Source organism: Salinibacter sp. 10B (assembly GCF_002954405.1).
Taxonomy (GTDB): Bacteria; Bacteroidota; Rhodothermia; order Rhodothermales; family Salinibacteraceae; genus Salinibacter.
Map to the genome: position 1 here is coordinate 1 of NZ_MQWC01000009.1, position 24,580 is coordinate 24,580.

General features: G+C 59.3%; 32 protein-coding genes and 1 pseudogene. 12 read left to right on the plus strand and 21 right to left on the minus strand.

Going from position 1 to position 24,580, the window contains the following annotated elements:
• From BSZ35_RS18890 to BSZ35_RS18950, 13 genes are all read right to left on the minus strand, one after another.
• The coding region (locus BSZ35_RS18890; protein WP_146110186.1) for a hypothetical protein at nt 1-659 on the minus strand (659 nt) is incomplete at its 3' end.
• 53 nt (nt 660-712) lie between these two features.
• Nucleotides 713-1,159: a hypothetical protein gene (locus tag BSZ35_RS18895; protein WP_105014159.1), complete on the minus strand. Its 447-nt coding sequence runs from the start codon at nt 1,157-1,159 to the stop codon at nt 713-715.
• Between the two features lie 57 nt (nt 1,160-1,216).
• On the minus strand, nt 1,217-1,612 hold the full coding sequence (locus tag BSZ35_RS18900) for a hypothetical protein (RefSeq protein ID WP_105014160.1): 396 nt from the start codon (nt 1,610-1,612) through the stop codon (nt 1,217-1,219).
• Nucleotides 1,613-1,824: 212 nt separating this feature from the next.
• Nucleotides 1,825-2,502, minus strand: a complete 678-nt coding sequence (locus BSZ35_RS18905) for a DUF6788 family protein (RefSeq protein WP_105014161.1) — start codon at nt 2,500-2,502, stop codon at nt 1,825-1,827.
• Between the two features lie 168 nt (nt 2,503-2,670).
• Entirely contained in the window at nt 2,671-3,165 is a 495-nt protein-coding gene (locus BSZ35_RS18910; protein ID WP_181149514.1) for a VRR-NUC domain-containing protein, read from the minus strand.
• 7 nt (nt 3,166-3,172) lie between these two features.
• A complete protein-coding gene (locus BSZ35_RS19380; protein WP_146110187.1) occupies nt 3,173-3,379 on the minus strand; it encodes a hypothetical protein in 207 nt (68 codons plus the stop codon).
• Nucleotides 3,380-3,497: 118 nt separating this feature from the next.
• Complete coding sequence (locus tag BSZ35_RS18915) at nt 3,498-3,992, minus strand: single-stranded DNA-binding protein (protein WP_105014163.1); 495 nt, start codon at nt 3,990-3,992, stop codon at nt 3,498-3,500.
• 380 nt (nt 3,993-4,372) lie between these two features.
• Nucleotides 4,373-6,727: a hypothetical protein gene (locus BSZ35_RS18920; RefSeq protein ID WP_105014164.1), complete on the minus strand. Its 2,355-nt coding sequence runs from the start codon at nt 6,725-6,727 to the stop codon at nt 4,373-4,375.
• Nucleotides 6,720-7,043, minus strand: a complete 324-nt coding sequence (locus tag BSZ35_RS18925; RefSeq protein WP_105014165.1) for a hypothetical protein — start codon at nt 7,041-7,043, stop codon at nt 6,720-6,722. Before BSZ35_RS18925 ends, BSZ35_RS18920 begins: the two co-directional genes overlap by 8 nt.
• Before the next feature lie 669 nt (nt 7,044-7,712).
• Nucleotides 7,713-7,916, minus strand: a complete 204-nt coding sequence (locus BSZ35_RS18935; RefSeq protein WP_105014167.1) for a hypothetical protein — start codon at nt 7,914-7,916, stop codon at nt 7,713-7,715.
• Nucleotides 7,917-8,173: 257 nt separating this feature from the next.
• Nucleotides 8,174-8,440, minus strand: a complete 267-nt coding sequence (locus tag BSZ35_RS18940) for a hypothetical protein (protein WP_105014168.1) — start codon at nt 8,438-8,440, stop codon at nt 8,174-8,176.
• 12 nt (nt 8,441-8,452) lie between these two features.
• A complete protein-coding gene (locus BSZ35_RS18945; protein ID WP_105014169.1) occupies nt 8,453-8,773 on the minus strand; it encodes a hypothetical protein in 321 nt (106 codons plus the stop codon).
• A gap of 3 nt (nt 8,774-8,776) precedes the next feature.
• Nucleotides 8,777-8,986: a helix-turn-helix domain-containing protein gene (locus BSZ35_RS18950; RefSeq protein WP_219846707.1), complete on the minus strand. Its 210-nt coding sequence runs from the start codon at nt 8,984-8,986 to the stop codon at nt 8,777-8,779.
• A gap of 202 nt (nt 8,987-9,188) precedes the next feature.
• On the opposite strand from BSZ35_RS18950, the gene BSZ35_RS18955 reads away from it, so the two are divergent.
• The 7 genes from BSZ35_RS18955 (at nt 9,189) to BSZ35_RS18985 (ending at nt 12,700) form a co-directional block, all read left to right on the plus strand.
• Complete coding sequence (locus tag BSZ35_RS18955) at nt 9,189-9,458, plus strand: hypothetical protein (RefSeq protein WP_105014171.1); 270 nt, start codon at nt 9,189-9,191, stop codon at nt 9,456-9,458.
• Between the two features lie 138 nt (nt 9,459-9,596).
• A complete protein-coding gene (locus BSZ35_RS18960) occupies nt 9,597-9,893 on the plus strand; it encodes a hypothetical protein (RefSeq protein WP_105014172.1) in 297 nt (98 codons plus the stop codon).
• A 174-nt stretch (nt 9,894-10,067) separates the two neighbouring features.
• Complete coding sequence (locus tag BSZ35_RS18965) at nt 10,068-10,256, plus strand: hypothetical protein (RefSeq protein WP_105014173.1); 189 nt, start codon at nt 10,068-10,070, stop codon at nt 10,254-10,256.
• Between the two features lie 306 nt (nt 10,257-10,562).
• Nucleotides 10,563-10,847 (plus strand): hypothetical protein, encoded by a 285-nt coding sequence (locus BSZ35_RS18970; RefSeq protein WP_105014174.1) that lies wholly within the window; start codon nt 10,563-10,565, stop codon nt 10,845-10,847.
• A gap of 147 nt (nt 10,848-10,994) precedes the next feature.
• Nucleotides 10,995-11,627 (plus strand): hypothetical protein, encoded by a 633-nt coding sequence (locus tag BSZ35_RS18975; protein ID WP_105014175.1) that lies wholly within the window; start codon nt 10,995-10,997, stop codon nt 11,625-11,627.
• Between the two features lie 113 nt (nt 11,628-11,740).
• Complete coding sequence (locus BSZ35_RS18980) at nt 11,741-12,127, plus strand: hypothetical protein (RefSeq protein WP_105014176.1); 387 nt, start codon at nt 11,741-11,743, stop codon at nt 12,125-12,127.
• A gap of 78 nt (nt 12,128-12,205) precedes the next feature.
• On the plus strand, nt 12,206-12,700 hold the full coding sequence (locus tag BSZ35_RS18985) for a hypothetical protein (protein ID WP_105014177.1): 495 nt from the start codon (nt 12,206-12,208) through the stop codon (nt 12,698-12,700).
• Nucleotides 12,701-12,871: 171 nt separating this feature from the next.
• On the opposite strand, the gene BSZ35_RS18990 is transcribed toward BSZ35_RS18985, so the two are convergent.
• Nucleotides 12,872-13,153 carry a recombinase family protein gene (locus tag BSZ35_RS18990; protein ID WP_105014178.1) on the minus strand — a complete coding sequence of 94 codons (282 nt, stop codon included), beginning with the start codon at nt 13,151-13,153 and terminating at the stop codon, nt 12,872-12,874.
• A 752-nt stretch (nt 13,154-13,905) separates the two neighbouring features.
• On the opposite strand from BSZ35_RS18990, the gene BSZ35_RS18995 reads away from it, so the two are divergent.
• Nucleotides 13,906-14,151 (plus strand): hypothetical protein, encoded by a 246-nt coding sequence (locus BSZ35_RS18995; protein WP_105014179.1) that lies wholly within the window; start codon nt 13,906-13,908, stop codon nt 14,149-14,151.
• Between the two features lie 95 nt (nt 14,152-14,246).
• On the opposite strand, the gene BSZ35_RS19000 is transcribed toward BSZ35_RS18995, so the two are convergent.
• The 4 genes from BSZ35_RS19000 to BSZ35_RS19015 all read right to left on the minus strand — a co-directional run bounded on the left by BSZ35_RS19000 (nt 14,247) and on the right by BSZ35_RS19015 (nt 17,253).
• Nucleotides 14,247-14,603, minus strand: a complete 357-nt coding sequence (locus BSZ35_RS19000; RefSeq protein ID WP_105014180.1) for a DUF5615 family PIN-like protein — start codon at nt 14,601-14,603, stop codon at nt 14,247-14,249.
• Nucleotides 14,600-14,833 (minus strand): DUF433 domain-containing protein, encoded by a 234-nt coding sequence (locus tag BSZ35_RS19005; protein ID WP_105014181.1) that lies wholly within the window; start codon nt 14,831-14,833, stop codon nt 14,600-14,602. The genes BSZ35_RS19000 and BSZ35_RS19005 overlap by 4 nt, the downstream gene beginning before the upstream one ends.
• Nucleotides 14,834-15,332: 499 nt before the next feature.
• Complete coding sequence (locus BSZ35_RS19010) at nt 15,333-16,370, minus strand: tyrosine-type recombinase/integrase (RefSeq protein ID WP_105014182.1); 1,038 nt, start codon at nt 16,368-16,370, stop codon at nt 15,333-15,335.
• Nucleotides 16,371-16,410: 40 nt separating this feature from the next.
• Entirely contained in the window at nt 16,411-17,253 is an 843-nt protein-coding gene (locus BSZ35_RS19015; protein ID WP_105014183.1) for a hypothetical protein, read from the minus strand.
• A 153-nt stretch (nt 17,254-17,406) separates the two neighbouring features.
• Here BSZ35_RS19015 and parA point away from each other — a divergent pair, with 153 nt between their 5' ends.
• From parA to BSZ35_RS19035, 4 genes are all read left to right on the plus strand, one after another.
• Nucleotides 17,407-18,036, plus strand: coding sequence for a ParA family partition ATPase (gene parA, locus BSZ35_RS19020; RefSeq protein WP_105014184.1), 630 nt, complete (start codon nt 17,407-17,409; stop codon nt 18,034-18,036).
• A gap of 6 nt (nt 18,037-18,042) precedes the next feature.
• The gene (locus BSZ35_RS19025) at nt 18,043-18,276 is read left to right on the plus strand and encodes a hypothetical protein (RefSeq protein WP_105014185.1); all 234 of its coding nucleotides are present in this window, start codon (nt 18,043-18,045) and stop codon (nt 18,274-18,276) included.
• Between the two features lie 358 nt (nt 18,277-18,634).
• Nucleotides 18,635-19,081 carry a hypothetical protein gene (locus BSZ35_RS19030; RefSeq protein ID WP_105014186.1) on the plus strand — a complete coding sequence of 149 codons (447 nt, stop codon included), beginning with the start codon at nt 18,635-18,637 and terminating at the stop codon, nt 19,079-19,081.
• A 150-nt stretch (nt 19,082-19,231) separates the two neighbouring features.
• A complete protein-coding gene (locus BSZ35_RS19035; RefSeq protein WP_105014187.1) occupies nt 19,232-19,873 on the plus strand; it encodes a hypothetical protein in 642 nt (213 codons plus the stop codon).
• A gap of 53 nt (nt 19,874-19,926) precedes the next feature.
• On the opposite strand, the gene BSZ35_RS19390 is transcribed toward BSZ35_RS19035, so the two are convergent.
• From BSZ35_RS19390 to BSZ35_RS19675, 3 genes and pseudogenes are all read right to left on the minus strand, one after another.
• Nucleotides 19,927-20,433 carry a hypothetical protein gene (locus BSZ35_RS19390; RefSeq protein WP_146110189.1) on the minus strand — a complete coding sequence of 169 codons (507 nt, stop codon included), beginning with the start codon at nt 20,431-20,433 and terminating at the stop codon, nt 19,927-19,929.
• A gap of 8 nt (nt 20,434-20,441) precedes the next feature.
• Nucleotides 20,442-22,721: a hypothetical protein gene (locus BSZ35_RS19040; RefSeq protein WP_105014188.1), complete on the minus strand. Its 2,280-nt coding sequence runs from the start codon at nt 22,719-22,721 to the stop codon at nt 20,442-20,444.
• Nucleotides 22,718-24,580 (minus strand): annotated as a pseudogene (locus BSZ35_RS19675) (hypothetical protein); the annotation flags it as partial. The gene BSZ35_RS19040 and the pseudogene BSZ35_RS19675, both read right to left, overlap by 4 nt.

Consider the following 24,580-nt stretch of genomic DNA (forward strand, 5'->3'; position numbering starts at 1 on the left):
AAAAAACTCATCAGCGGCTTCTCGTACGTCAGAAGCAACGTGATGGCACCAATAAGGCCTACGGCCGGATTACCAAACGTCGAGATGAGTGCCCCAAGAGCGCCCTTCGTCGAGCCCGTTTCTTGCCGAAGCCTCTGCCATTGCTCACTCATCAAAGGAATCTGATTCGCAAGCCCGACGACGCCAAAGCGGGCATCGCTGAGTCCCTGGACCATTTCGAAGCCGAGCGCAGACGCACTCGATTGTACCGAGGAGGTCATCGACCGGTTGCTTGATTCCAGGCGCCTAGTCACACTGGAAAGCTCTTGCATCTCGCGTTGGGGACGCTGCGCTGCATCGGCAATCCTTGACATCGACCGCTCGACAGTAGACCCGGTGTCGGACGCGGCCGACTCCAGGGACTCCATGCGCTTCTCGGTGCCCTCGGTCGAGGCCTGCAGCGTCTCCATCGACTTGGCGCTTTCTTCGGCGCTGTCGCCCATCGACTCCACCGCACGGCCAGCCGACTGTGACGACTCGATTACGGCCGCCTCCATGGACTTCGCCGATTCCTCCACGCTCGATTGCGCATTCTCCACCTGCCCCAGGGCCTTGATCGTCGTTTCGTCCCCGTCGATTTGAACACGGAGCTGGACGCCTTCGACTATGCTAGCTGCCATAACTTCGATGCCCTACGTGGGCTTTTGCATGCAAAATCGGATAAGCGTGCTGGTCAGTTGCGGCCCGGGACGCCGGCCATCAGCCTCGACACTTCGATTCCGTTCTGAATCTCCCGCCGGAAAAGCGGCACGGTGGACCCGATTGCCTGCAGGCCGCGAATGCGCCGAATGTCCACACCGTAGCGTTCGGCAAAGATTGACCGGACCGATACACAGAGCACCTGTGCCTCCGTGTCCGTCTCATATACCTCCCGGCATACGCACTCCACGACGTCATCCAGCGACTCAGGACGGCGCCCGTCGAGGGTGTCAGGGAGGCGATCGAGACGCCGACGAGCGGTTTCTTCGTCATCCCATCCACCGGCAGCCGCCCTCAGATCCGAAATGGCACCCTGGTATGCTTCCTTGTCCAGGTCCTGCGGAGAGTCCGGTGGCTCGGGGGCGATATACTCGTCCCATAGCCCAATGACGACGTGCTTGAGAAGCTGTAGCTTGCTCATCGAGTCGAGGCGTCTTCGGTGTTTGTGCGAGAAGAGTCGTGCTCTGTCGTGCAAACATCAGTTCCGGCGGTGCTGTGCGGCTGGACTGTCCGGACGTCCGATCCTCTCATCTACGATGTCAGCCATCATCTTTGCATCGGCGAGCGTCTCGATCGCCTGCGTCACGGCTTCCACCGCTTCGGGGTCGGATGCATCAAGTTCATCGAACGCCGTGCGCAGGAAGCTCAGCGCATTGCGGATCGTATCGGTGGCGTCCTCTACCCAATCGTCCGCTTCTCGTACATCGTCCCACAGCTCCGCCAGTCGGGCCATTAGCTCCGGATCGGAGTCAAGCTGGTTTCGCCACCGTTCGATGGATTTGCGGCTGCAGCCGTGCTCCTCGGCCGCTTCCCGATCGGTCGTGAGAGCCGCGTCAATGATTGCTCGAGCCTTCGTTTCGGTTGAGTAGGACATCTGCCTATCGGTCAAATTTGGAATTCCGTCCCTACAGGTAGACAAAAGTGGACATCAGTACCGAATGCCCATGCGCGCATGGGTGCATTCTGGAGTACCGTCGGAGGGTCGATTCTTGGGGAACGTGCTCAGAGCAATAGCCGAATGCGTAAAAGCGAGTACAACTCCGTCTTGGGGAACGGAGCCTGTGTAGAAGACCGATCGGGTGCGAATTAGTGAAAGTCGAAGCCTGACACCGATTGGCGAATAGCTTCTTCGTGGTCCCGTGTCCACCGCTCAACGAAGCCTACCACGTCGATTCCATCGGTGCCGTAGCGGCTGGCTCGCGCCTGCTCCATGTACTGCCGGCGTAGCGTCCTCATCTGCTCAACGCGGCTCTGCCTTCGTTCAATAGCCTCTCGCGTCTCCTCGACCTTTTCCTTCGGCACGTACTCCTTTTTCTGGTTGCCATCCTCGTCCCGCCAGCGGTGGTGCCAGTACGGCCCATGCAAGTCCTCCTCACGGCCACTCTGACACTTGCACCCGTCCTTCCCGCAGCGCTTCCGTTCCTGATGAAGCGAGCCGAGCTTTTCCCCGGGCAGTAGCCGGGGGATCGCGAACCAAACCGGCTCGGCCTCAAGTGAGGACATCTTGCGGGCCGCTTCCTGAATCGCGCAGGCCTCTGGAAGCGACGTCGCATACGATCGTCTCTCATGACCATGCTCGGGTTTTGCGCGCTGAAAGCTATCCGGATGAGCATAGAACGCTGGAAGCATCTTCGGCGGGACCTCGTGCCAGCCACCAAACGCCTCCCGAACCTGCCACCACCACCGACGAGCTTCTTTCCACTGCCCGGGATCGAGCGGCCGATGCACGCCTAATTCCGTATCTTGATCGAGGTCATTCATCATCCTTGTCGAAGGCAGAAAGATGCTTCGCGTCGTTCGGGGAAGACGGTCTTGAGGTTATCGGCAACGTCGAACCTCCATGCGGTATCAGCGCCTGATTGTGCTCCATGGGGATTCCTCCAACACCCTTCGGCCATGAGGTATCAGCGTATAAGGGTGCGCCATGAGGTATCAGAACGATTCCTGTCGATAGTCACCGGAAATGTAGTCGGTGACGGCTACCCGAAAGTCCTCCAGTCTCCGGCAGAGCGTCCAGCAGTGCTGGTGCTTCAGGAGACGGGCCCGCCACGTCCTTTGGGTATCCCGGAGGCGCCCCTCCGCGCTTTTGAGCTCAACCCACAACGCCCCGGCTGGCACCTCGTCGCCATTCGTCCACGTCACGGGCCGCACGATCGGAAGGCATAGATCTGGAATCCCGGCCCGCGCTCCCATCGCTTTCATCCTGGCGCCGGCGGCCGCCGAACGTGCCCCGCCATTCGGCGGGTGAAAGAGCGCCTTGAGCTCCGGAAGGGCTGCGGATTGGACATCGGCCCACTGCACGCAGGCTCGGTGCAGTTCGTCCTCGGACCGGTCCTGCCCGAAGAGGTCCCGGGCCTCATCTGTCGAAATCGTCTCGTTAGCGGTCTCCTGCCCGTAGAGGGCGGCCGCCTGGTCTTTGCCGTCCATGAGCCTGTCAATTTTTGCGTGCGAAACCGATTTGATCACCGGTCTCCCCATCTACGAGGCGCATCACCCCATCCTCCTGTGAGTGCCGGAAGAGATGGGTGTTATCTGCCGTCCCCAGTTGCCCGCCCGCGCTGGCGATCGGGCGCCAGTCCCCGCCATGAAGGCGGATGTGCTCGTAGCCGAGAAAGTCGAGTACGTCGATCGCGTCGTGCATTTCTGGATTGCCGTTATGGCACAGGAAACAGTGTCCTTCACATTGTGTGCTTTGCATGTGTAGGTGCCGGTGCAATAGCGGAACCACCTTCGAAAGGGAATCACCTATGCACCGACTCTCAAAAAGGCAATTCGTCGTCGGGCTCGAACGTCTCTTCCCCAGTGGCGCCTTGACTGCCGGCGTTTTCCTGCTGGTCCTGCTGTGGCGGTCCCTCGTCGAAGCTCTGACCACCACCCTGCGAGCGTTGCCGTTCTGATTGCTCGCCCGGCCCCGCTTGACGGTTCGAGTCCAAGAACATTACCTCTCGGGCCTTGACCTGCGTGGTGTACCGCTCGTTGCCGTCCCGATCCTCCCACTGGCGCGTTTCCAGGGAGCCTTCCACGTAGACCTGCGAGCCCTTGCCCAAGTACTCGTTGCAAATCTCCGCCAGCCGCTCCCAGGCGACGACGGTGTGCCATTCGGTCTTCTGCACCTCCTCGCCATCGCGATTGGTGTAGCTCTCGTTCGTGGCAATCCGCAGGTTGCAGACGGCCGTACCATCGCCGGTGTACCGGAGCTCCGGTTCCTGTCCAACATTGCCGATGAGGATTGCCTTGTTGACGGATCGTGCCATCAGATGAAGTCTATCGGTTCAAGATCTTGTTGGTGGTCCGAGTGATCTGCTCCAATGGTCCGGGTGCGGTCCAAGTGGTTATCCCCACCACCCGGACCGGGAAAACAGCGTTTCTGGTCGCTGAGGGTCGATTTTGGAAGGTGGTCCGGGTGGTCCGGGTAATTGGCACGTCTTTACCTTTACACACACCCCTACTCCCCTCTTGTCTTCTCTTTTCTTTACCCCCTGTGTCGGCCTGTAAAACATTATTTACCTGGACCACCTGGACCAGTAGTGAAAAAGGGGGTTTAGAGCCGCTGAATAGGGAAACAGCGGTCCGGGTGCCCCTTGTTTTCACCCGGACCACCCCCGGACCGCACCCGGACCACCACCCAGACCGGCTACTCTTTCTGCTCAAATGTGACGTATCGAATGCGGCTTCCATTACGTCGGCGCTTGCTCTGGTTCTTTTCGAGGCTGTAGATGCGTGCGAAGGCACTGAGCCAGTATCCCATCTTTCTCTTCGTGAGGTCCTCGTAGTCGGGGGAATAGGCATCGCGGAAGGTTCGCCAGAGGGCATCCTTTTCGTACTCCTTTCCTGGTTCAATAAAGTCGACGGCCCACTCGGCGAAGTCCGGGCATGTCTGCTGCTTCAGGCGACGGTACGCCACGTTCTTGCGGTCGTAATCCGTCAGGCCGTCGCGTAGGTAGAGGCGGACGCAGGCCATCATCACGTTGAAAAACTGCGCCCACTCCTCTTTCTCCCAGTCGTCGAACAGACGGTGCCCGAACTCGTCCTCCGGGGTGTGCTCCGGGCTGTAGTAATCCGCAAACTCGACCTGGAAGGTGCGGTCGTCGAATGAGGCTCCTTCTCCTTCGACTACGTAGTTGGTTGACAGGAGGAACTTGGGGGAGTCCTCGAAGGGGATCGTCACGCGGTCTTGTCCCTTGCGCTCCACCGGGAAGTCATCAGTGATGAGTGAGAAGAGCCGCTCGAATGGGAACCGCTTTCGGATGTCATTGAAATCCACGACCTGCGTATCGAGCCCGACTTCCTGGAAGGCAAAGCGGCTGTCGAAGGAGAAATTGCGGCCGTCGATGCGGAGGGTAGGGCACGTGTGCTGCAGCGCCTTCGACGTAAGGCTCTTGCCTGTCCGGCCCTCCTCCACGTCTGCGTCCTTTTCGTCCATCAGGATCACCGCCTTGGTTACAGCTGGGTCCTTGTAGCCGTGTTGCAAAAACCCGAGGGCCGTGCAGAGCGAGTGGTGGCGGTCGTTCTCCTGACCGGCCACGTTGTAGAGGTGCTGATGCCATTCCCAGTCCTCGTAGTCGTCCCGATCGGTGAGGTCAACAAACTTGCGGTTGATGACCTGGTCTTCCCAGATGACGCCGTCGAGCTCGTCGTAGGAGTGCAGTTCGTAGCCTTCGGCCGTCACCTCAACGAATCCATTCTGGAAGTAGAAGTACGCTGCCGTGGCCGTGTCGCGGTGAAACTGCAGGTCCATCGGCGACAGAAACTCGAAGAGCGCGTCGGAGAAGTACACGTTTGCGCCTCTCAGGAGCGCGTCGACTACCTGCTCTCCATTGTCCAGGTCGAGGTTTCGAACGTACCGGAGGGCAAAGTCCTTGATGTTCTCACGGGAGGTGCGGCGCACGATGTTGTCTTCAACCCGAACGAGCATCGACTGGAGGTCGGACTCTCCGTAGAACTTGCCGAAGCCCTGATCCTCAAGGAAGCGGATCAGACCAGCTCGATCGATCTTGTAGCGACTGGTCTCCCCGTCGAAATACCAGAACTGAGCAGGGTCTGAGTTGGAAGTGTGACCGTTGGTAGTCGGTGAAAAAGTCGGGGCGTTCTCGATCGCGTTGAGGAGGTGCATCCGGATCTCTTCGTCGTTGAGCCCCTCCTCCCGCTTCTTCCCAATCCAGTCGCTCACGTCGCCTCCCCCGGAGGGCCGCTCGTCGAGGCGAACGACCTTCACGGACTCGGCTGTGTTGATGAGGGCATTTGCGACCTGGCTTGCGTGACTGTCTCCCTCATCATCATTGTCGGGGAAGATGGCCACGTGAAGCCCCTCGAAGTGCGGTGCCGCTACGTTGGCGTCGAACGAGTTGGCACCGAACGGGGTGGTCGTCGCGGGGATGTTGAGTTCCCGCATGTTGTCAACGTCCTTCTCGCCCTCGTGGTAGGTGACGAATTCGGGACCACCCTCGGACTGAGCCGAAAACTCGGGAATGCGATACGGGATCTTCTCACGGCCGTGGAGCCCTATCCCCTCTCCTGGCACTTCCGGATAAAAGGATTTGCTGCGGCTCGGGTTGTTCAGGCCTGCTGGCGGCTCCTCACGTACCTGCTCAAAAACAACATCTCCGCTCAGGTTGTGGTACGGATACCGGGCCACTACTTGACCTTCGCGGGGCGCCCAATCCTGGGATTCAGTTTCAATTCCTGCTTCGGACGCGACGTATTCGAGGGCTTCCCCGAAGTCCATGTGCTTGACGTCCATTACGGCCTGGAATACGTCTCCGCTGTATCCTTCATCCCCATGGTCACGAACGCCTCCATGCTGGAGGTTGACGGAGAAGTTTCCCTTCCTTCCTTCCCCCAAAGCAGGCGGGCCGTGTAGCTTCCCTATCCACCCGTCGGCGTTTGGCCGCTCCTCTTGAACGTCTTTGAACCCGAGGTCGCGGAAGATTTGGCGGTAATCGGACTCGGTCAGGCGCTGCCGCACATCGTCGGCATCGAGGTCAGCCATTGTGATCACCCCCAGCAGACAACTGCTGCTCGACGTGTTGTGCCGCGGCGTCGTGCGCGGCCTTTGCGGCCGTCGCAGCATAGCGCCAGTTCATTCCCTCAAGGATTGCCCGCACGACCGCGTACGTCTGCATATAGACGTCCGAAGTAGACGCCAGAGCGGGTGGACTAAAGGTTTCGAGGTACACCTCTCCGACTGTCGATGCTTCGCGGGGAGGATCGCCCCGATGCGGCGTGGACCGCGGCCTCGACGGCCGCTTTGGAACCTTCTGTGTGTCGGACGTGTGTCTTTGCATGCCGTCGTCGTTGTCGGTCATGATGCCCCGCTCCGGCTCCTCGCCAAAGGAATATTCGCCGGACGGGGCATTCGTATGTCGAGTTATGCTTTTCTTTCGGGGACTACAGCGGCCCGCTCGATTCTCCAGACAGAGCCAATTTTCCTTGCCGGCAACTCGCCAGTAGTACAGTGGTGGCGGACGGTCCGCTTTGGCATGTCGAGGTAAGCGGAAGCGGTCTTGACATCTACCCATTTCTGGTTCTCGTCAACTTTCGTTTCTGCAGCTACTGGCATCGCATCTTGTATTTCTACTTGGTTGCGCGTTCGGTAAATGCGGCAACATCGCGTTGTGGTTGGACACAACTTGTGTCCAGAACCGAGGGTTTACCCCAAAATCTGGGAAACTCCACGCCACCGATCATTCCGTTGACTCCTCTAGGGTCCGCTGGACCTGTTGGCGTGGGATAATCCAAGAGCCGCCTAGTTTCTCAGCATCCCAACGGCCGGTTGCACACCAATGCTGAATTGTGCGCACGGGCACGCCAGTGAGCTCGGAAGCGGTCGATACGTCTACGGCCTCAATTGTGGCGGGCATGGAAAGACGGAAAGTTGAGCAAATAGAAAAGGGCGGCCCTCCCCTGGCCTACGGATCACGTAGGTCAAAGGAAAGCCGCCCTCAAAAGAGCGGTACTGCTCAAATGGTGCCGGGCTACTGGCCCCGCCGCAAGTGGTCGTGATCGATCGCCCCGTCGTACAGGCGGACGTGGCAGTTGTCGCCTCCGGTCTTCGTCGCCTCCAGCTTCGCGCCATCGCGGCGCAGCTGCATGAAGGCGGGGACCTTGTCGATCAGCTTCTGTACGACCCGCTGGGCGTCGGGGTCGTCTTCGAGTTCGTCTGGAATGTGTATGTTCATGTGTATTCAGGCGGACCAGGCCTCTGCCATTACGCACGGGCGCAAGTCCCCCCTGTTCCGATCCGGTGAAGGATCGGCCAGCGGCAAAGTTTAGCGCGCAAAATCGGATCACGCCCCAGGTGGGAGCGTATCCAGGTACTGAAATAGCAACGTCCATGCTCTCGAGATTCTGTCCTTGAGGGTGTGGTTCGCGCCTCGCTTCGCAGTCCCTGCCAAAAGACTTGCGCGGAGCGGGGCGTTGCTATATCTACGGGCAATTATCCCCTGTAAGCGCCTTTAAAATCCGGCGAGCTTCGATCGAAGGAGCTTATTGAGTCCACACGATCGAGGTCAAGGGAGATCTTGCCAGTTTTTCCATCGTTACTGCGGTCGTAGGAATATGACTGTGCTCTTTCGGTGTCACCACCATTCAGCCGGTCGTTGTGGTCGTCGATTATCTCATCAACAATGTTCTCTGGCACACCATCGTACTGGTGTTCATGGAATTCCCCAGATTCAGACTCGAAAGTGACGATAACCACCATATCTGAAGCTTTCTATCCGAAAAGGTAGATTGAGAGTGGAATCACAACGGCCAGCACCGCTCCGACGGCCGCCACGGCCGAGACGATCGAGGACCGAATGCCCTCCACTTTCTGCCCCAGCCGCTCTTCTGAGAGTTCGATCCGTTGCGTGAGACGCTCGTCGAGCTCGTCGATCCGGTTGTTCAGGCGCTCCTCCACCTCGTTCAGGTCCTCCTTCGTTGCGCTGGCAACGTCCATCTCAGACAGAGCATCGGCCAATCGGTCGGCTTGCTCCTCCGAAAAGACCTCGTCACGTTTCAGGTGCTTGAACACCTGGTGGGTGTCTATTGGCATAGGTTACGCCTCATCTTTCGAGTGAGCGTCGAATGCCGCCTCTGCGAGCTCGCTGCCAACCTTCTCTGCGAGCTGCCTCTCCGTAATACGATGGCGGTTGCCAACCTTGTTGGTGCGCAGGTCCCCGCCCTCGATCCAGTTGTAAACCGTGCGCCTCGTTACCCCACAAGCTTCAGCGACTTGTTTGGGGCTCAGGGAGGCTGGTCGTTTCATCGTGACAGGCATGGGCCAGTGGCGTTAGTAATATGCAACTGTAGGAAGTGGTATGGTCCGGTATGAAAAGAGTTTCGGTCTCTCTGAAACACCCCTCGTATGTAATGGTATGAAAGGGTGCGAAATAAAGAGGGCCGCCTCGGTGCTTAGGACACCGGGCGGCCGAAGACTCACTGGAACCTCATCAGAACCAGAAGTCACCATGCTATACACCTCTGACATCCCTCCTGTTCGTTCCCTCGATGTTGAGGGAACGCCTACCGTCAACGCCAGCCGCTACGAGGATGCGAACTGCCGCCTCCGCCTGAACAGCAAGGGGCAGCCCCTCGCCATTCGCCGCGTCGTGTCGCTCGGGCAACCCGGCAGTTTCGCCACGAATCGGCACCAGGTCGTGATGCCGTCCGGGATCGTCGCCCTCTCTGGCAGCGCCTTCCGTGCCTGGGACCGCGCGATCGGCCGTCCGGTGAACTGAGCGCCGGCAAGGGGGCGGATTCTGTCCGTCCCCTTCTCCTCCCCATGTCCTTTCGCGTGCAAAACCACCACCGAATCGTTGCGCTGGATACGGCGTGCCGATCTTCGGGTCCGACACATTCACAGACTGATCACCGCTATGGATGGACGTCAGCCGAACCGATCGTACTATGAAGCTACCGACGAGGACCTTGAACGTGCCGGAGCAGCTGGGGCAGAAGTGGTCCTCAGTCGACTGGAGAACAACCTCGCCCTTCTTGAACAGGTCGAGTTGCTCGGTCGCCTCAAGACAGGCCTGATTACGATCGACGACATTTGTCGGCTCTATGGCGTGAAGGAGCGCACCGTGCACGACTGGCCCTTGGAGCCTGCAGACACACCGACACAGCAGAACCTGTACCGCGTATCGGAAATCGAGTCGCAACTGACGGCCTAAATTGCTTCCCCCTTGCCCCGCTTATGGATTCCCTCAAGGCTTTGATAGACGACTGAAAGCCGAGATCGCTGCGGCTGTGGAGACGGGCACGGACTCGCATGTAGCCATTTGTAACCATTGCGGGCCCGTGCCGGGCCTTGAAGTCGATTGATCCTTCCATCACCCTCCCCCTCCATGACTCATCTGTTTCTCCGCGATGATGGCACGGTGCTCACGTCGGGCACCTACGACAGCGACAACCGGGCACTTGCAGAGGCCCGGAGCCTTGCTGCTCAGTACGGCTTCCGAGTGCAGACGGCCCGTGTTGTCGAGACCGATCACGAAGATGACTACACCTATCCCGACGATGCCAAACGGAATTAGCTCCCAGTACAATGGACGAACCCACGAATGCCGATTTGATGCCCGAAAACCAGTGGTTCTGGAACAGGTGGAGGTGCTGCGTGGGGAGATCTGGAGCGCCAAGAGCCGATTCCCAAGCGAGTTCATTCGTCTGCAGGGCGTTGTCGAGCGGATAGCCCCGGCCGGCCGACGGTGTACAAAAGTTCGATCGGCGGGAGATCCCGGTGCGTGACTCTCACGGTTGTCCGAGGAAGACTGAGACCGATCGGCGGCAAGTCAGACGAGATCGAAAAGGCTCGCATCCTTTAGTACCTACACACAAGACCGATGGCTGAAACAGTGACCTACATCGCTCGCACCGAGGAGGAAGACCGCCGCTTTATCCAGCAGGTGGTCAAGGAAATGCTTGAGAACATCGAGCTGGCGGACCTCCGTCATAAGATGCGTCTGGAAACAGGCACCTGTTACGCCCGAGATCTTGCTTGGCTCTGGGACTTGTCAGTGAGCCGGATGCGTGATCGGCTGCGAGAATCCGACGTGCAGCCGGTCTCGACGGAGGGCAAATCCAAGCTCTGGGACGTCGACGAGGCCAACGCAGCTATTGCGGCGTGACTCCGGCCGGGGCTTCGCGCTAACGAGGCCCCGGCGGGCGTCTCTGCCCGAAGAGACCCTACATAGAAAACCCCCGCTGCTGGCATCCGACAAGATAGACAGCACCGGGGGCGAGTCAAATACTCACTCAACAGACACGTACGACCCATGGAATCTAACGTTGCCGACAACGAAGAGCCGACGCTCGATGACCTTCTCAACGAACAGGCGCACCTCCCCAGCGCCCAGGAGGCAGACGAGCTCGTTACCCGCCTTCTGGAGGACATCTACGACCAGCAGGAATCGGGGCATCACTTCGTCGATGTCGCGTTCACCTACCGCCCAGCCCGTGGCAACGATTACTTAAAGATCGAGGACCGCCGCCGTGCCGGCGGCCTGCAGTACGGCCGCGTCAAGCCCACCATCGGGTTTCAGCCGTACTGGCATCCCGTGCACGCACCGATTCCGGTTGTCGCTTTCAAGATGGTGGAGGAGTCTGGGTATTCGGAATGGTGGACGGAAACGGTCCATCCGCGCCTCGTGGCCGGCGGCCGAGAGGAGGTGATGAAGCACCTTGCCGAATGGCTCTACCACGAGATCCACGAGGCCACGACCCAACTCTCGAAGCTCCTTCAGTGGCTTTCCGTCACGCGGGAAGCGGGCACTCTAGCGCAGACCTGGCCCGTCCAGATGCATCAGACTCCCGGAGACGAGTGGGACGTTGACCCCGATGATCGCGTGCCTAGGATCGGGATGGAAGAAGGCGACGAGCCAGCCAAGGATGTGTTTTCGCAAGTCTGATTTGCTGTTCTCTCTCACCAGATAGAGGAGGTATCGTCACAGCGCCCGTCTCGGCACGGATCGAGAGATCCACCGGGCCGGGCGTTTCTTTCTCATTTCCCTCCCCCATTGCTATGCAACTGGAATTAGAAGATGACGAGCTCAATCAGTTGGCAGACCGGATTGCAGACCGCCTGTTCAGCCGACTCACGAGTGAGGGCGGTGGGGCTCTTGTTCAGTCGGATGATGGCACTATTCACGGTATCGATCCGCACAGATTGTACACAGCCGCTCAGGTTGCTGATCGGTGGAGCGTGTCGAAGAAGACCGTCCGCCGCAATCTTGAGCGCACCGAGTGGGACGGTAACGGGGTGCGTTATCGCGGCATTGACATCCTCCGGTATGAGGGGCTGGATGTCGAAGCATCCCGGGAGGACTCGGCGTCGAAGACCTCCTCTGCTGCTTCTGAAGCGGAAACCGAATCCGGGCAACAGTACTGCGGTACGCTTCCGGAGCTTTGACCTCATAGATCGACTGTCAGCCCTGCGCGCGCTACCCATTCCCAAAACTCACATTTTGCACGCAAAACCACCTCCGATATGAGCACACAACAGCCGACCTTACAAACCCGCTTCATCGACGAGTGTCCCCACGAGATCGGCCGCCGACTTGCCCGCCGGATGATCCCGACGCAGCTTCGTGACGTTCGCCGTCCGGAGGTGCACGAGATGTACGCCCGCATCCTCCACGGAGAGGCCGACGTGCAGCACGAACCGACCGAAGCGGAGCGGCGGGGCGTGGATCTTGAGGCGTGCGACTCAGTGGCGCTGATCTGGACGCGACTCCTTCAGCTCCTACCGACTGAGCAGACGGCCGAACTCTACGACGTCTTCCTAGAGCTGGAGCGGTTGGCTGCTGGGGAGGACGCGCTACCTGGGCCCGGCGAACCAGCCTCGGAATACGGCGTCCCCGTCGAGACGATCGAGGACCGCCGGCGGTGGTTGCGCCTCTTCTCCTACGTGCGTGCGCTCCTCTGCACCGGGTGTCGGCTGCACGAGCGGGAAGCGGCACAGGGGAAGCCCCGCCGGAACTGAATTTTGTACGCGAAATCCCGTCGACGCATGATAACTCTAATTATCATGCACTCGGCATTTTCACCCCTTCGCGGCTCGGATTCCTGTCCGCTGCGGGTCGGATCCAAACGGCAAAGTAGGCCCAAACAACATAGGTGCCCTTTCGACCCCCTGGGTGTTTGGCGGCCGTCTCTATTCGTCCACAATCCGCAGTGATTCAGCCTCGGTTTTCACCCCTTCCACATCGAAGGTCTGGGCGAGCTCGCCCTTGTACTTCGGGTTCTTCAGGACGTAGCTCACGGTGGAGGCGTACAAGTCGCCGCCCCGCTTCGTCGGTACGCCGGCAGCATTGAGCGTCCCGGCAATCGCCCGGAGGCTTTCCCCCTGCTCACGGTGCTGAAAGATGCGCCGGACGATCGGCGCCGTGTCGGGGCGGGCGTTTCTGTTGTGGTTCCCCAATCGGTGCCTTTCCATACTGTTAATGCGTGAGCGTTAACGATTAGGGAGAAAGATCTTCCATAATAAAGCTCCCCCCCACAACCTCACCATTGCAAGCAGTCTCTTTCATAGTGTCGCGACAGAAGTCCCCAGCAAAGGAGCTTGAAGACTGGCAGTCCCGTGCGAGCATCAAGGGCGTTCGAATCGTCTGCGCCCTCCCGTTTTTGGCTCCTCCAGTATGCCAAGAAGCCCACGGAGCGACCTACACTCTCGCAGAGGCCATTGAGCAGCAGCCTCTTCCCCACGAGGACGGATTGAGGAAGTGTCGATGCTCGTACGCTCCGATCTTCGACCTCCCGGACAAAAGCTGAGTGGCTGTGTCAGAGCGGGCGTTTTCTATTTCCCCTGCGGGTCCTCACGGGGATTCGCGGGAAAGGCTGGGCGCTGGCGGTACGGCTACGGGAAGGGGTTGGGGGAGTGCGGGGGGCTTTCGGCAATCACGCGGGATGGATACGGCCTTGATACGGCACCGCATGTCGTCAAAAAAGGCGCGCCCATGGGGTGATTCCGATTCCATGGGGTTATCAGTCGGGTGCCTGTAGCCCGACGGCCTTCACACAGCTCCGGATTCACCACTTTGTCACAGCCTCCTCTTGACAGCCCGGGGGTCGATTTTCGTAAATTGGATAGCACTGTGATGGTCAAGAAAAAGTCGCTCGCCACTGGCAGACGCCGGGGTGAGCTTTTCTTTTCTAGGTGTTGTTGTCCTAAGGTCAACAAGTACTCCGATGGATGAGCGCGAGCTCCAACGCCGGGCACAGCAAGCATTCGAGGGAGCGAAAGGATCGCAGAACGACGTTGCCAAAGCCCTCGACCTGAACCGTTCGAGCGTGTCCCGTGCCCTTCGGAATGCGGGGCTCAAACACGCGGCCGTACAGGCCCGGATCGTGTCGCTCTTGGAAGGCGTGCCCGTGCAGCGACGCAGCACGTACAGGGGCGCTCACGTCGAGCATGAGTGGGTTATCGACCCGTAGATAGCCTGCCACGTGGGCGCTCTGTGACGGAGAAGATGGGACATCACCTTAGAACGAATCGACTATCCGTTCTCAGAGGGTCCAACTACACCCGCTCAGGAGGGAAAAAGAGAGATTCCGTCTTCACGGACCACAACGGTCTCCTTCTCCCCAACTGCCAAGTTTAGAGCGCTATTGATCTTGCCCATGTGATGCTTTAGGTGGCCTGGAACGATCGGGTGAACGTCAATCACCACGATCCCCAGGTTGCGAGACTGGACGTTCTGCTGATGGGCGAGATTCGTATCCAGTGTGACTAGCGCGCTAAACTCCTCTTCCGCTGCTGAAAGCAACTCCGAATCATCGAGGTCGGCCCATCCACGGTATTCGGCCGTCACCACCTTGCAATCCTCTCGGAACTCAGAACGGAGGCTGTGGGGGACATCATGGTCGAGAAGGACCCTCACTATCATGCAGGAACCTTCTGATCTTGCTCGTCCCCATCCGAAAACTTCTCCCTGTACACCCTTCGCACTAGCTCGGGGTCAATGTCGTACTCACGGATAAAGTCCTCAACTGTGTATCCGTGGTTGAGGTACTGAGAGAGGTAGGAAATCGGAATCCGCGTTCCCCGAAAGACCGGTTCGCCGCCACGCTTCCCCAGTGAGACCTCGATGGGGTCGTTATCAGAGTTGCTGTGCATGGGGCTTCCTCAGTCGTTGAGGGGAGATCTACGCACGGCCTTTCCTGCGCAGTAGGTGCTCCCCACTACCACGGCCGGAGCCCATCTGTTTCGGTAGAGGCACTTACAGCCGTCTCGTCAGATTTGTCAAAGTGCTCATTTCGACAGGGGCCCAATGTGACGGGCTCGTCAGATGTACAGCCTGTCACAATGGGCACCCCGCCGTACTGTCGAATCGGCCACCCTGACGAAATAGGCAACTTGCATAGGCTGGCACCCTGTCCAAACCGTCAACCTGCCAGTACTGGCATTCCTGGCAGCATTGTCACCACCGCCACCACTGGCACTACTGACTGGACTGAGGGCACTGTCATCGTGGGCGGGAATGTCCCCGCTGGATGAGCTGACATCACTGGCACCACTGTCACTACTGGCAACCTGTCGACACTGACAGTTTTGAGAGTCGATGGGCCCAAACAACATAGGTGCCCCTTTGCCCCCCTGTAGTTTTGCGGTGCCGTCAGAGCCCCAAATCCCGGCTCGTGTTCGTCTCCATTCGCTTCGTGTCCTCGACGTACTCGGCTGTCGTTCTCGGGTCCGCGTGACCGGCCTGCTTCATCAGTCGGTTCAGCTCCGCTCCGTTGAGGGCCCCCTGCGTCAAGTGCCCTCGACGGAGGGAGTGCCCGGCTACGGTCTTACGGTCGAGGCCGGCCGCCTCCGCAGCGTCCCCGATGACGTTGCGCACCGTCTTCCCCGTAATGGCTTTTGCCTGCTCATCTGCTGCAATCTCTGCTGATCGGGGGACGGCCCGAAAGACCGGCCCCTCTTCGATCCCGGCCGCATTCAGCCACTCTCTGAGCGTTCGTACCGGGCAGAAATCCGCGTTGCGTGCGAAGTTGATCCCGATTGTGCGCGGTTCAGTCTTCGTCTTCGGTACGTGGACCTCCATCCCATCGGCGTTGAGGCTCACGTCTTCCGCGTCGATCGTTGCGAGCTCGGCCCGGCGGAAGGCCCCCGCGTACCCAACGAGGATGATCGCTCGGTCTCGGAGGGCACGAAAATACGTTGCACGGGCGGCGGGTCCGGCGTCCTCATCTGGCTCCTCCAGGGGCAGCGTCTCCACCATCGCCCGCACGTGCTTCGTGAGAACGGCCTGTTTCTTCTTCGGTGTGCGGTCGGAGGTCTGGTTGATCCCGTCGAGGATGCGACCGACGCCGGCGTGATCGGTCGGGTCCTCTGCGCCGTGCCGCTCGTGCATCCACCGGATCGCGGCCACGTCCTGCCGGATCGTAGACAAACTCACTTCCTCTGCCCGTTTCGATAGGTAGTTGCCCACCATCTCTGGAGAGGCTGGCAGCGGCTCCGCGTCCCGCTCATCGCAGAAGGAGACGAAGCCCCTCCACTTCGACCGGTACACGCGCCGCGTCGACGGCCGTCGGTCCTCGTTGGCGAGTTCCCCCATGCGCCGGGCATCTTCGGCACTGACGCCCGCGGGTAGCTCGGTGGGGAGACTACTTTGGTGTTTCTGGAGATCGGGGTCCTCTTGGGGGTAAGACACTTCAAAGAATTCTGCTTTTTTGGGCAGCAGTCGTTTACTCTCAGAGATACTTCCGAAGGATCATTCCAGCCTCGTCAATTCCTAAGTCCTTCGAGGTTCTTACTCTCAGTCGACAATTTCCTGGCCCGGGGCTTTTGACTACAGAGGCAGAGATCACTTTTGGGTCCTGATTCACATCACTCGCTAGTGTTGCGACCTCTTTTATTGCTTCCTCCATCACGAATTCGTGAGTCTCTACTTCATCTATGCCTGAATCTCGGGAATGAGAGATTGTAGAAACAGAAGACTCGATTTCATCGAGCCGGTCGATCACGTATTCCATGATGTCACCCTCTGCAGCCTTCCGCATCTCAAAGTCTTGCTGGGCGCGGTAGATTGGATTATCTGGCTCTTTGTCCCCCAGCGCAGCACGGGCCGCCTTCTCAAGCTTAGGCTTCAATTCACCGAGGCCGTGCATACTGTCCTCATAGAAAACGGTCCGCTCGGTCGTGATGTCGAATGGAAGTGACGTGCTCTTCTCCGCGATCGGCACGACGGGCCGACCTTTCGCGTGCCGCACGGCAAGCTCGTACATCACGTTCGCATTCAGTCTGGTGAGGTCCGCGACCACGAGTTCGACCTCCAGGAGCCGCTGGATTACCTGGCGAGTGATGCTTCCGGCCTCGGGGAGCTGATGGGCGGCCGTAACCTTCAGGTCGAGCCTGTCCTCGACCACCGGCCGAATAGCCTCATCCAGTAGCCCATCAGTCTGGCGGCGCGTCTCCGACCTCGGGTCCCCGATCGGCGCGATTACGAAGCACTCCCCATCTTCTTCGGAGTCGGCACCTTCAGATTCTTGGTTGGCTTGACCGTCGACTGCGGCATCGGACGTGTCGTCGCTCATGTCAGTCAGATGTGCGGTTTATGTGCGAAGGAGAAGACGTTTCGGAAAAGTGTTGTTTTCGGAACCGTGGTTTTCCCTACTCGTGAATGCCGATGGTGTTTACTCATCTACGCACCTACGCAGGTACCCCTCTACTCACCTACTCACCTACTCATGCACGTCGTCGCAGTCCTCAACCAGAAGGGTGGGTCCGGAAAAACCACGATTGCCACGAACCTCGCTTCGGATCTCCAGCGGCGGGGACACCGCGTGGCCCTGGTCGACGCCGACCCGCAGAAGACTGCATCCGAGTGGGCAGCCCGCGGAGAGGACACGCCTCCGACCTTTGAGGCGACGAAAGACCTGAGCACGAACATTCCCGCACTGGAGGGCTCGTTCGACATCGTGGTTCTGGACGGCGCTCCACGAATGACCGAACTCGCGACCGATGCGGTGAAGGCGGCCGACCTCGTGCTGATCCCCGTCCAACCATCCGGGGCCGACATCTGGGCGGCCGAGGACATCCTCGACATCGTCGAGGCTCGCCAGAACGTCACAGGAGAACCGAGGGCAGCATTCGTCGTCTCCCGTGCCGTGGCCCGAACGAACCTCGCGGACAGTGTGCAGGATGCGCTTGAACAGTATGGCGTCAACGTACTGGACAGCCGAACGGGGCATCGCATTGCATACCCGGAAGCCCTCGGGGCTGGCCTATCGGTGCTTGACACAGGCGGGAAGGCTGCCGACGAAGTCGAGGCGCTGACAGATGAGACGATAGAGCTACTGACCAACTCCAATGAGTAACGACCCATGGGCGATCACGGAAATCTTGCAGACGCGGTAGGCCGCGAGACCGAAAAGAGCGACGAGGCACAGGAACAGTCCGAGAAGGCTGCGCAAGAACCGACGAAACGACTAAACGCGAACGTGCCCGAGTCACTGCATCGGGCTGTCCGAATGGAAGCAGCTCGTCGCGGCGTCGAGATGAAAACCGTCATGGTGGAGGCACTCACGGAGTATCTTTCCAACTACTCAGATGAGTAGCTGAGTAACTACACTAACACTCCTCAACACACCATGCCGCAACTCCATCCTCACCTCGAAAAGATCACGCTGCCACACACCTTCAGCTGCGCAGAGTGCTGGCGGTGGCTTCAGTTGAAGCCGGAGGACATTCCGTTTCCTGATCGTGGCTCTGTCCTCCGTTCGCAACCACATCCGCGACCTCGAAGCGGAGCGGGACGAGCCGTTTGAGGTTCTGGAGCCGCACCGAGTGGATGATTCATGAACGCATGATTCATGAATACATGAATCCTCTCATTCCTACTCAGGCACGACTCAGTCCTACTATTGCCCCAGACGATATCTGTCTTTCCCTCCGAAAGCGCTGAGACTCAAAGCAATGGACACCTCAACTTTCCAATTCTGGGGAACCATCGCCGCTCTCGTACTGGGATTAATCTCAGCCTTGCCCCAACTCGCCTCTTTCACGAGTTGGGTCGGTGCAAAAGTAGGCGGAACTGTCGGCCGCTGGTTGACTCGACGACTCTTGTTCATCGAGGAAGCAAAGAAAGATGAGACCTTCGCCGCAGTTTACGCCGCAAGGCAACTGGGGACGGCGATCTTTGCCCTCACAATCATGATCACATTTGAGTTTACAGGCCTGGAAAATCAAGGACCACCGGCGGTGAACTCCGAAGGCGTGTTCTCTGGTCTCATAGAGAGAATTAGCTACCTAATCGAGCTCGGGTGTATCCTTGTAATCGGCTCTGCTGTTGGCACGGTGACAGGAATCTCCAGGCGGATGCTTCTGAGCAGGATCGAGACAGAACCAGAGTCAATGGACTGAGGACCACACGTCGCACAAATTGACCTATTTAGAGGGGAGGGCGACGGCTAGGGATGCGAGGAGTTGCCGTAGCGAGTATCCGAAAGCATATTGCTGTGCCCACTGACCGGATTATGGACCGCACTCTTGATCGAAAGGAAGTGTCTCGCCATGACCCCACAGGACTACATCGACCAGGCAAAAGACCCAACCCAGTGGCTTCGTAAAGCCGAGGACCTCTTGGAAGATCACGACATCCTCTGGGAGAAGGTAGAGGAGATGTTGAAGCAGCTCAAAAGGGAAAGTCAACCAGAGACGGAACAGCGACTTGCACGGAGACTTGCCTCGCTCATGTTATCCTCAGAGCTTCTGCTCGCACTGTCAGTCGAGAATGCTCTGAAAGGGCATCTGTTATCCGAAAAGCCTCAGGAAGTCGAGATGACAATCTCCGTAGACGGCGAAGGTGACTTTCGGGAAGCACGACTCTCAAGTATAGCCAGCAATCACCCGAACCACGATCTCCTAGCACTCGCCCACGAATTAGACATCTTTGCTCAGCAGGACAACCCTCTGCTCGACAGTCCGCCAGACCCAGAAGGTCTGGAGACCATCCTTGAGCACCTTACGCACGTTATCCGGTGGGTCGGCCGCTACCCCGTACCTCTAGACTACGAAGAGCATACATCTTGGAGGGACCAGATAATGACGGATGATGAAGGAGTTACGTCCACTCTCCATACCATGTTTGAAAATCACAACATGGCTTTGGACCTAGCGCGTCAGCTCACGCCAGATGAGGTTGATGCTGGGTAGGTCCCGCCGGGCGCACGTCAAAAAGATCGGCCCCTCCCCTTTGCACGCAAAATCTATCGCCTCTCAGCAACCGGCAACCGATACCCAATCGCGGCACCAGCCTGGGCGTACGACGTGCCAGTATAGAGCAGACGACCGCGCCCCTCCAAGAAGAATGTCTCTCCCCTCACGTCGATCGTAATCCCAGCGGCCACGTGGCCCGACATGCCCCACTCAGATCCGATCGGCTGCCGGCCAAATCCGGAGGCGAGTGACAGAAGGGTAACGCCGCCGCCGACTCGAGCATACACAGGCCGACTCGACGCCCGTAGACCTACTCCCATCGTGGACCGGTTGAGACGAGCCCGCGATCCGTCAACTGCATGATGGGAGCCACTGAGAAACAGGTACGGCGCCGCTGGTCCACTGCCGACGATGCTCACGGTCCAGGCGGGGGCCGCAGAAACACCCGTCGGATTGCCCTGGACAAATGCCGAACCGCCAGCGGCAAAGTCTACGTGCTGCCCTAGAGCCGACAGTGGAATGAGCAAGGCAACGACGAAAGGCAGTATGCGAGACATGGGACAGGTTACGATGTGAAGTCTGGTGAGACGCTTGTGCCGGCCTCCCGGCCGTCGGGAAGCACTGTGGTTACTTCCGCCTGGAAGTCTCCGCTGCCATCGAATCCAGAGACGCTGCCGTCGTCCGACGTTGGAGACGTGCCGAGAAAGTAGACGTGGTTGCAGCCGAATTTCGTGACGTCCTGGACGGTCTTCGCTCCGTCTCCGGGGTCGACATCAAACTCGAAGATTTGCACCCGGTACTGAAACGCTTTGTTCTCAGATCCGACCGGCGGCCGCCAGTGGACGAGAATGTACCACTGGTCGTTGCTTGAATCGAGGTAGGAGAAGTTGCGCAGATCGCCCCGCACGAATTGCGGGTTCGCGTACTCCGTCTCGTCCACCTGAGAGATGTCCGTAGGCTCAACGGCCGGCACGAGCGGGGAGTCCCCAGCCGGCCGGCGCAGCTCCACCTCCGTCGAGGCGTCGGTGAGGTCCAATACGGCCTTGCGCGTTGCCCATTCGGCGCCCAAGATGTCGTATGAGCTCGTGTTCTCGATCAGGCTCGGCTGTAGAGGCTCCAGGATCCGCCCCTCTGCGAGCCGACTCCGATCCCGATCGACCGGGCGGGTGCGATAACCTGAGCGGGCCCAGTGCTCCGCGTACGCCTCCAGGTGGGGCTTGTCTTTGGCCGTGCGGTAGTAGTCTTCGATCGTGTCTCCGGAGCTGAGGGAGCTGTTCAGCCCGCTTTGCAGCTCCAATGTGCCGTTCTCGTTCAGGTCGAGGTAGATGTCGCTCGCGACGAGGTAATTCGTGCCATTAAACACGACCGTGTCCCCCGCCCGTGCCCGGAACCGGTCATTCGAGCCGGTCGAGATGGGTACGGAGGTCGACCCGGAGCTCGTGTCTGAGGACACCGTTACGTCGTCCACCAGCCCGGTCGGCGGCCGGCGGGCATAAATCACCGGATACTCTGTCGTTTCGAGTGGCGTCTCGGCGTTTTCCTCGTCCAGTTGGCAGAGGTACACTGGATCGTCGTTCTCTTTTCGGTAGTACGGCGGGGTCGTCTGGTACCACAACTTGCCGTACCACCGCGTATCCTCGGTGAAGGAGACGAAGTATTTCGTCAGGTCCACCAGCTCGGGGAGCTTGAACCCCTGCACCTGCACCAGGTCGGCATTGGTCGGGGAGCCGTCCAGGTCCGTCTCCGGCCGTTCATACGTGTTGTAGCCAGCCTCCTTCGTCGTGCGGGGAATAGCCCACCGCCTCGGGGCGTACACGGCGAGTGTTGGAGGTACGATCGGGTCGATAGGCTCGCCACTGGAGAGATTTTCGTAGGCGCTGAGGATGTCGGTGCCCTCTTCCCCGATCCCGTTCTCCCCAAACAGCAGCGCGAAGTCTGCACGGCCGTCCCGCACTGTCGCCACGCCGAACGCATCTTTGTCCCACGGTGGGGACTCGACCTGCCCGCTCGAAAAGGTCGGCTGCTTGAACGTGGCCGTCACCTGCTCTGACGGAAACGCCTCGTAGGAGACGTCCACCCGCCATCCAGTGAGATCCAGCACTCGCTCGATGAAGTACCGGCCGGTCCAGTTCGGCAGGGGCTGGAGCCGATTGCCCTTGCTATGACACATGAAGAGGTCCGAGAGGAACGGGCTCTGCGTCTCCGTCGAGCCGTCGAACGTCGGATATTCCGGCGCCCACTCCTCCGCAGGGATGCTGTGCGTGATCCCTGCCTCCGTCAGCACCTCGGAGAAGACGTCTCGAACCCGCGCCATGTAGACGAGCTGGTCCGTTTCGATTTTCGATAGCTGCCCCTTCGGCGTTTCATTGCCCTGGTCGTCCTGCAGTTCGTAGGTGACGGCCTTCACGTGACGGCCGGTGACGCCGGGGATCTCCCGCGTCGAGGGGTCGTCTTCCAGGTCCGTGACGTTCACCCGTTCGAGGCTCTTCCAGAAGGCTTCGGGGGCAAGATTGCGAAAGATGACCCGCAGCGTTCCCCGCTTGTCGTCTCGATCGATGTCGTCGGTCGCAACGGAGCCCTCCAGGGCAAGGGAATAACTCGTGCCGCCGATCGTCACGTCCATCTCGATTTGCGCGCGAAACCGACGGCCGGCCGGAAGCGAGAGGATCGCGCCCGGCACCGATTCGCCAACAAACGAGTCGACGCCAAGCACCAGCTCAACATCGGAGACGTCTACGACCCCGTCCCGCAGCTCGGATCGGAGCTTGGCCGAACGCGCAAGGATGGCGTTCTCCTGGTACGTGTACGTGGTGCCGTCGCGCCGGACGTGCAGCGTAATGGTCATGGGTTCTGCGGAAAGCTCTTGGGATCAATCTCGTCTCGATACTCCTCTCCTTCCAGGAGCGCTTCGTGACTCGTACGACGCGTGAGGACGGCACGGGCCGGCCGTTCGGCAAGCCGGGCCGTTTCCCGGCGCAAAGCCCGAACCTCCTGTATCAGCTGGTCCTGCCTCGACCCCGCCCCACTGGACACCGGCGGGGCCGGTCGGGTCATTGCGGTGACCATGCCGCCGGTGGCGTAGGCGGGCACGCCGGCAAGGCGTTCGAGGTCACGCCGGGACGGGAGCCCTGTGGCGGCCGCATGAATACGCTGCATCGTCCCCAGCCCCAGTGTGCTCACGGCTTCCTTCGGCATGACGTACTCGCCTTTGTGGACCACACCAGCGGGTTCATACTTCCCCCCGCTGCCCGTGTACCCGCCCTCAGAAAAGAGCACAGACGTGAGGACGCTACTAGCCCCGCCTGTAGGCGCGCCACCAGTTGCAGTTATGAGGGCCTGAGTAAGCCGCTGGAAAATCGCCGACGCGAACGCGCGGGTCATGCCCTGGATGAGCGCCTTCGCAAAGGAGTCTTCTACCTCCCCGAACAGAGCATTGAATTGCTGCATTACCGCGCCCTGTAGCGCCCCGACGGCTCCAGTCGTAAGTGCCCGCTCGAAACTATCGGACAGAATACTACCGCTGTCTTCGTCCACCGATACAGTGATCGGCACAGGCTCGACCCGCGACACCTGCCGTTCCAGTTCTTCCTTGCTAGGAATGAAGTTGCGGGGTGGGGCCGGCTGTGCACGGCCGAAATCCTGCAGATCAGTCCGAATCGGGATCTCAAAATCACTGCCCCCTTCCTGCCTTAGGCTTCTCAATCGGCTCCGCAACACCTGAAGTCGTCGGGAAAGCTCCTGGACTTCTTTTGAGCTGGTGTCGAGACCGAGGGCTTGGATTTGTCGGAGGGCATCCTCCAGAAACGAAATTCGCTGTTCGAGTGCCCCCTCCTGATCCGTTACGCCAAGATCAACGAGTTCTTTGAGATCCTTATTGAGCTGGCCCAGCTGTCCTCGAACCTGCTCAACAACGCCCTCCGTGCCACCGAGAAGTCCGACAATGAGGTCGCGCGCATTTTGATCTGTACTGGCATCTTCAAGGCGCTTCTGAACTGCCTGCAAATTCGACTCGAAGCCAGAAAGAGCAGCCTGGTTGTTCTGGAAGACCTGCACGAGCTCTTGAATCTCCTGCTTAGTTGCGGATGCAGGGTTTCGAAGTGTCCGGAGATTTGCTCCAAGACCTTCAAAGAAATCAAGAAAGCGCTGCTGGTCCTCCTCAGAAAGCGTATCGAGCTCTTCAGAAAGGCTTCTGATGGCACCTCTTGCATCACTGAATCTTCCTGAGGCGATGAGATCAATGAACCCGCCAATGCCCACATCGGCTCCAATCGCGCTCTCGAAGTCGCCACTCGCATCTTCAAGCCCAGAAGCAAATTGCCTCAGCCTCTCTGCTTGCCCCTCTAACAACGTAAATTGCGCATCCCCTTTTGCGAAGCGAGACTGTACGTCGAGAAGCGAGTCAAGCTGCTTCTTGAACCGCTCTGCTTCAGAAGAGGAGTTACTGAAAAAACTCATCAGCGGCTTCTCGTACGTCAGAAGCAACGTGATGGCACCAATAAGGCCTACGGCCGGATTACCAAACGTCGAGATGAGTGCCCCAAGAGCGCCCTTCGTCGAGCCCGTTTCTTGCCGAAGCCTCTGCCATTGCTCACTCATCAAAGGAATCTGATTCGCAAGCCCGACGACGCCAAAGCGGGCATCGCTGAGTCCCTGGACCATTTCGAAGCCGAGCGCAGACGCACTCGATTGTACCGAGGAGGTCAT

What these genes read in the sequence shown, in the direction of transcription:
- BSZ35_RS18955 (WP_105014171.1), top strand. Translation starts at nt 9,189, where the DNA reads ATGCTATACACCTCTGACATCCCTCCTGTTCGTTCCCTCGATGTTGAG.
- BSZ35_RS19035 (WP_105014187.1), top strand. Translation starts at nt 19,232, where the DNA reads ATGACCCCACAGGACTACATCGACCAGGCAAAAGACCCAACCCAGTGG.
- BSZ35_RS18990 (WP_105014178.1), bottom strand. Translation starts at nt 13,153, where the DNA reads ATGGAAAGGCACCGATTGGGGAACCACAACAGAAACGCCCGCCCCGAC.
- BSZ35_RS18910 (WP_181149514.1), bottom strand. Translation starts at nt 3,165, where the DNA reads ATGGACGGCAAAGACCAGGCGGCCGCCCTCTACGGGCAGGAGACCGCT.
- BSZ35_RS19025 (WP_105014185.1), top strand. Translation starts at nt 18,043, where the DNA reads ATGGGCGATCACGGAAATCTTGCAGACGCGGTAGGCCGCGAGACCGAA.
- BSZ35_RS18975 (WP_105014175.1), top strand. Translation starts at nt 10,995, where the DNA reads ATGGAATCTAACGTTGCCGACAACGAAGAGCCGACGCTCGATGACCTT.
- BSZ35_RS18895 (WP_105014159.1), bottom strand. Translation starts at nt 1,159, where the DNA reads ATGAGCAAGCTACAGCTTCTCAAGCACGTCGTCATTGGGCTATGGGAC.
- BSZ35_RS19390 (WP_146110189.1), bottom strand. Translation starts at nt 20,433, where the DNA reads ATGTCTCGCATACTGCCTTTCGTCGTTGCCTTGCTCATTCCACTGTCG.
- BSZ35_RS19015 (WP_105014183.1), bottom strand. Translation starts at nt 17,253, where the DNA reads ATGAGCGACGACACGTCCGATGCCGCAGTCGACGGTCAAGCCAACCAA.
- BSZ35_RS18905 (WP_105014161.1), bottom strand. Translation starts at nt 2,502, where the DNA reads ATGATGAATGACCTCGATCAAGATACGGAATTAGGCGTGCATCGGCCG.
- BSZ35_RS18945 (WP_105014169.1), bottom strand. Translation starts at nt 8,773, where the DNA reads ATGCCAATAGACACCCACCAGGTGTTCAAGCACCTGAAACGTGACGAG.
- BSZ35_RS19380 (WP_146110187.1), bottom strand. Translation starts at nt 3,379, where the DNA reads ATGCACGACGCGATCGACGTACTCGACTTTCTCGGCTACGAGCACATC.
- BSZ35_RS18950 (WP_219846707.1), bottom strand. Translation starts at nt 8,986, where the DNA reads ATGAAACGACCAGCCTCCCTGAGCCCCAAACAAGTCGCTGAAGCTTGT.
- BSZ35_RS18995 (WP_105014179.1), top strand. Translation starts at nt 13,906, where the DNA reads ATGGATGAGCGCGAGCTCCAACGCCGGGCACAGCAAGCATTCGAGGGA.
- BSZ35_RS19040 (WP_105014188.1), bottom strand. Translation starts at nt 22,721, where the DNA reads ATGACCATTACGCTGCACGTCCGGCGCGACGGCACCACGTACACGTAC.
- BSZ35_RS18970 (WP_105014174.1), top strand. Translation starts at nt 10,563, where the DNA reads ATGGCTGAAACAGTGACCTACATCGCTCGCACCGAGGAGGAAGACCGC.
- BSZ35_RS18920 (WP_105014164.1), bottom strand. Translation starts at nt 6,727, where the DNA reads ATGGCTGACCTCGATGCCGACGATGTGCGGCAGCGCCTGACCGAGTCC.
- BSZ35_RS18985 (WP_105014177.1), top strand. Translation starts at nt 12,206, where the DNA reads ATGAGCACACAACAGCCGACCTTACAAACCCGCTTCATCGACGAGTGT.
- BSZ35_RS18935 (WP_105014167.1), bottom strand. Translation starts at nt 7,916, where the DNA reads ATGAACATACACATTCCAGACGAACTCGAAGACGACCCCGACGCCCAG.
- BSZ35_RS18980 (WP_105014176.1), top strand. Translation starts at nt 11,741, where the DNA reads ATGCAACTGGAATTAGAAGATGACGAGCTCAATCAGTTGGCAGACCGG.
- BSZ35_RS18960 (WP_105014172.1), top strand. Translation starts at nt 9,597, where the DNA reads ATGGATGGACGTCAGCCGAACCGATCGTACTATGAAGCTACCGACGAG.
- BSZ35_RS18900 (WP_105014160.1), bottom strand. Translation starts at nt 1,612, where the DNA reads ATGTCCTACTCAACCGAAACGAAGGCTCGAGCAATCATTGACGCGGCT.
- BSZ35_RS18915 (WP_105014163.1), bottom strand. Translation starts at nt 3,992, where the DNA reads ATGGCACGATCCGTCAACAAGGCAATCCTCATCGGCAATGTTGGACAG.
- BSZ35_RS18925 (WP_105014165.1), bottom strand. Translation starts at nt 7,043, where the DNA reads ATGACCGACAACGACGACGGCATGCAAAGACACACGTCCGACACACAG.
- BSZ35_RS18940 (WP_105014168.1), bottom strand. Translation starts at nt 8,440, where the DNA reads ATGGTGGTTATCGTCACTTTCGAGTCTGAATCTGGGGAATTCCATGAA.
- BSZ35_RS19030 (WP_105014186.1), top strand. Translation starts at nt 18,635, where the DNA reads ATGGACACCTCAACTTTCCAATTCTGGGGAACCATCGCCGCTCTCGTA.
- BSZ35_RS19005 (WP_105014181.1), bottom strand. Translation starts at nt 14,833, where the DNA reads ATGCACAGCAACTCTGATAACGACCCCATCGAGGTCTCACTGGGGAAG.
- BSZ35_RS18965 (WP_105014173.1), top strand. Translation starts at nt 10,068, where the DNA reads ATGACTCATCTGTTTCTCCGCGATGATGGCACGGTGCTCACGTCGGGC.
- parA (WP_105014184.1), top strand. Translation starts at nt 17,407, where the DNA reads ATGCACGTCGTCGCAGTCCTCAACCAGAAGGGTGGGTCCGGAAAAACC.
- BSZ35_RS19000 (WP_105014180.1), bottom strand. Translation starts at nt 14,603, where the DNA reads ATGATAGTGAGGGTCCTTCTCGACCATGATGTCCCCCACAGCCTCCGT.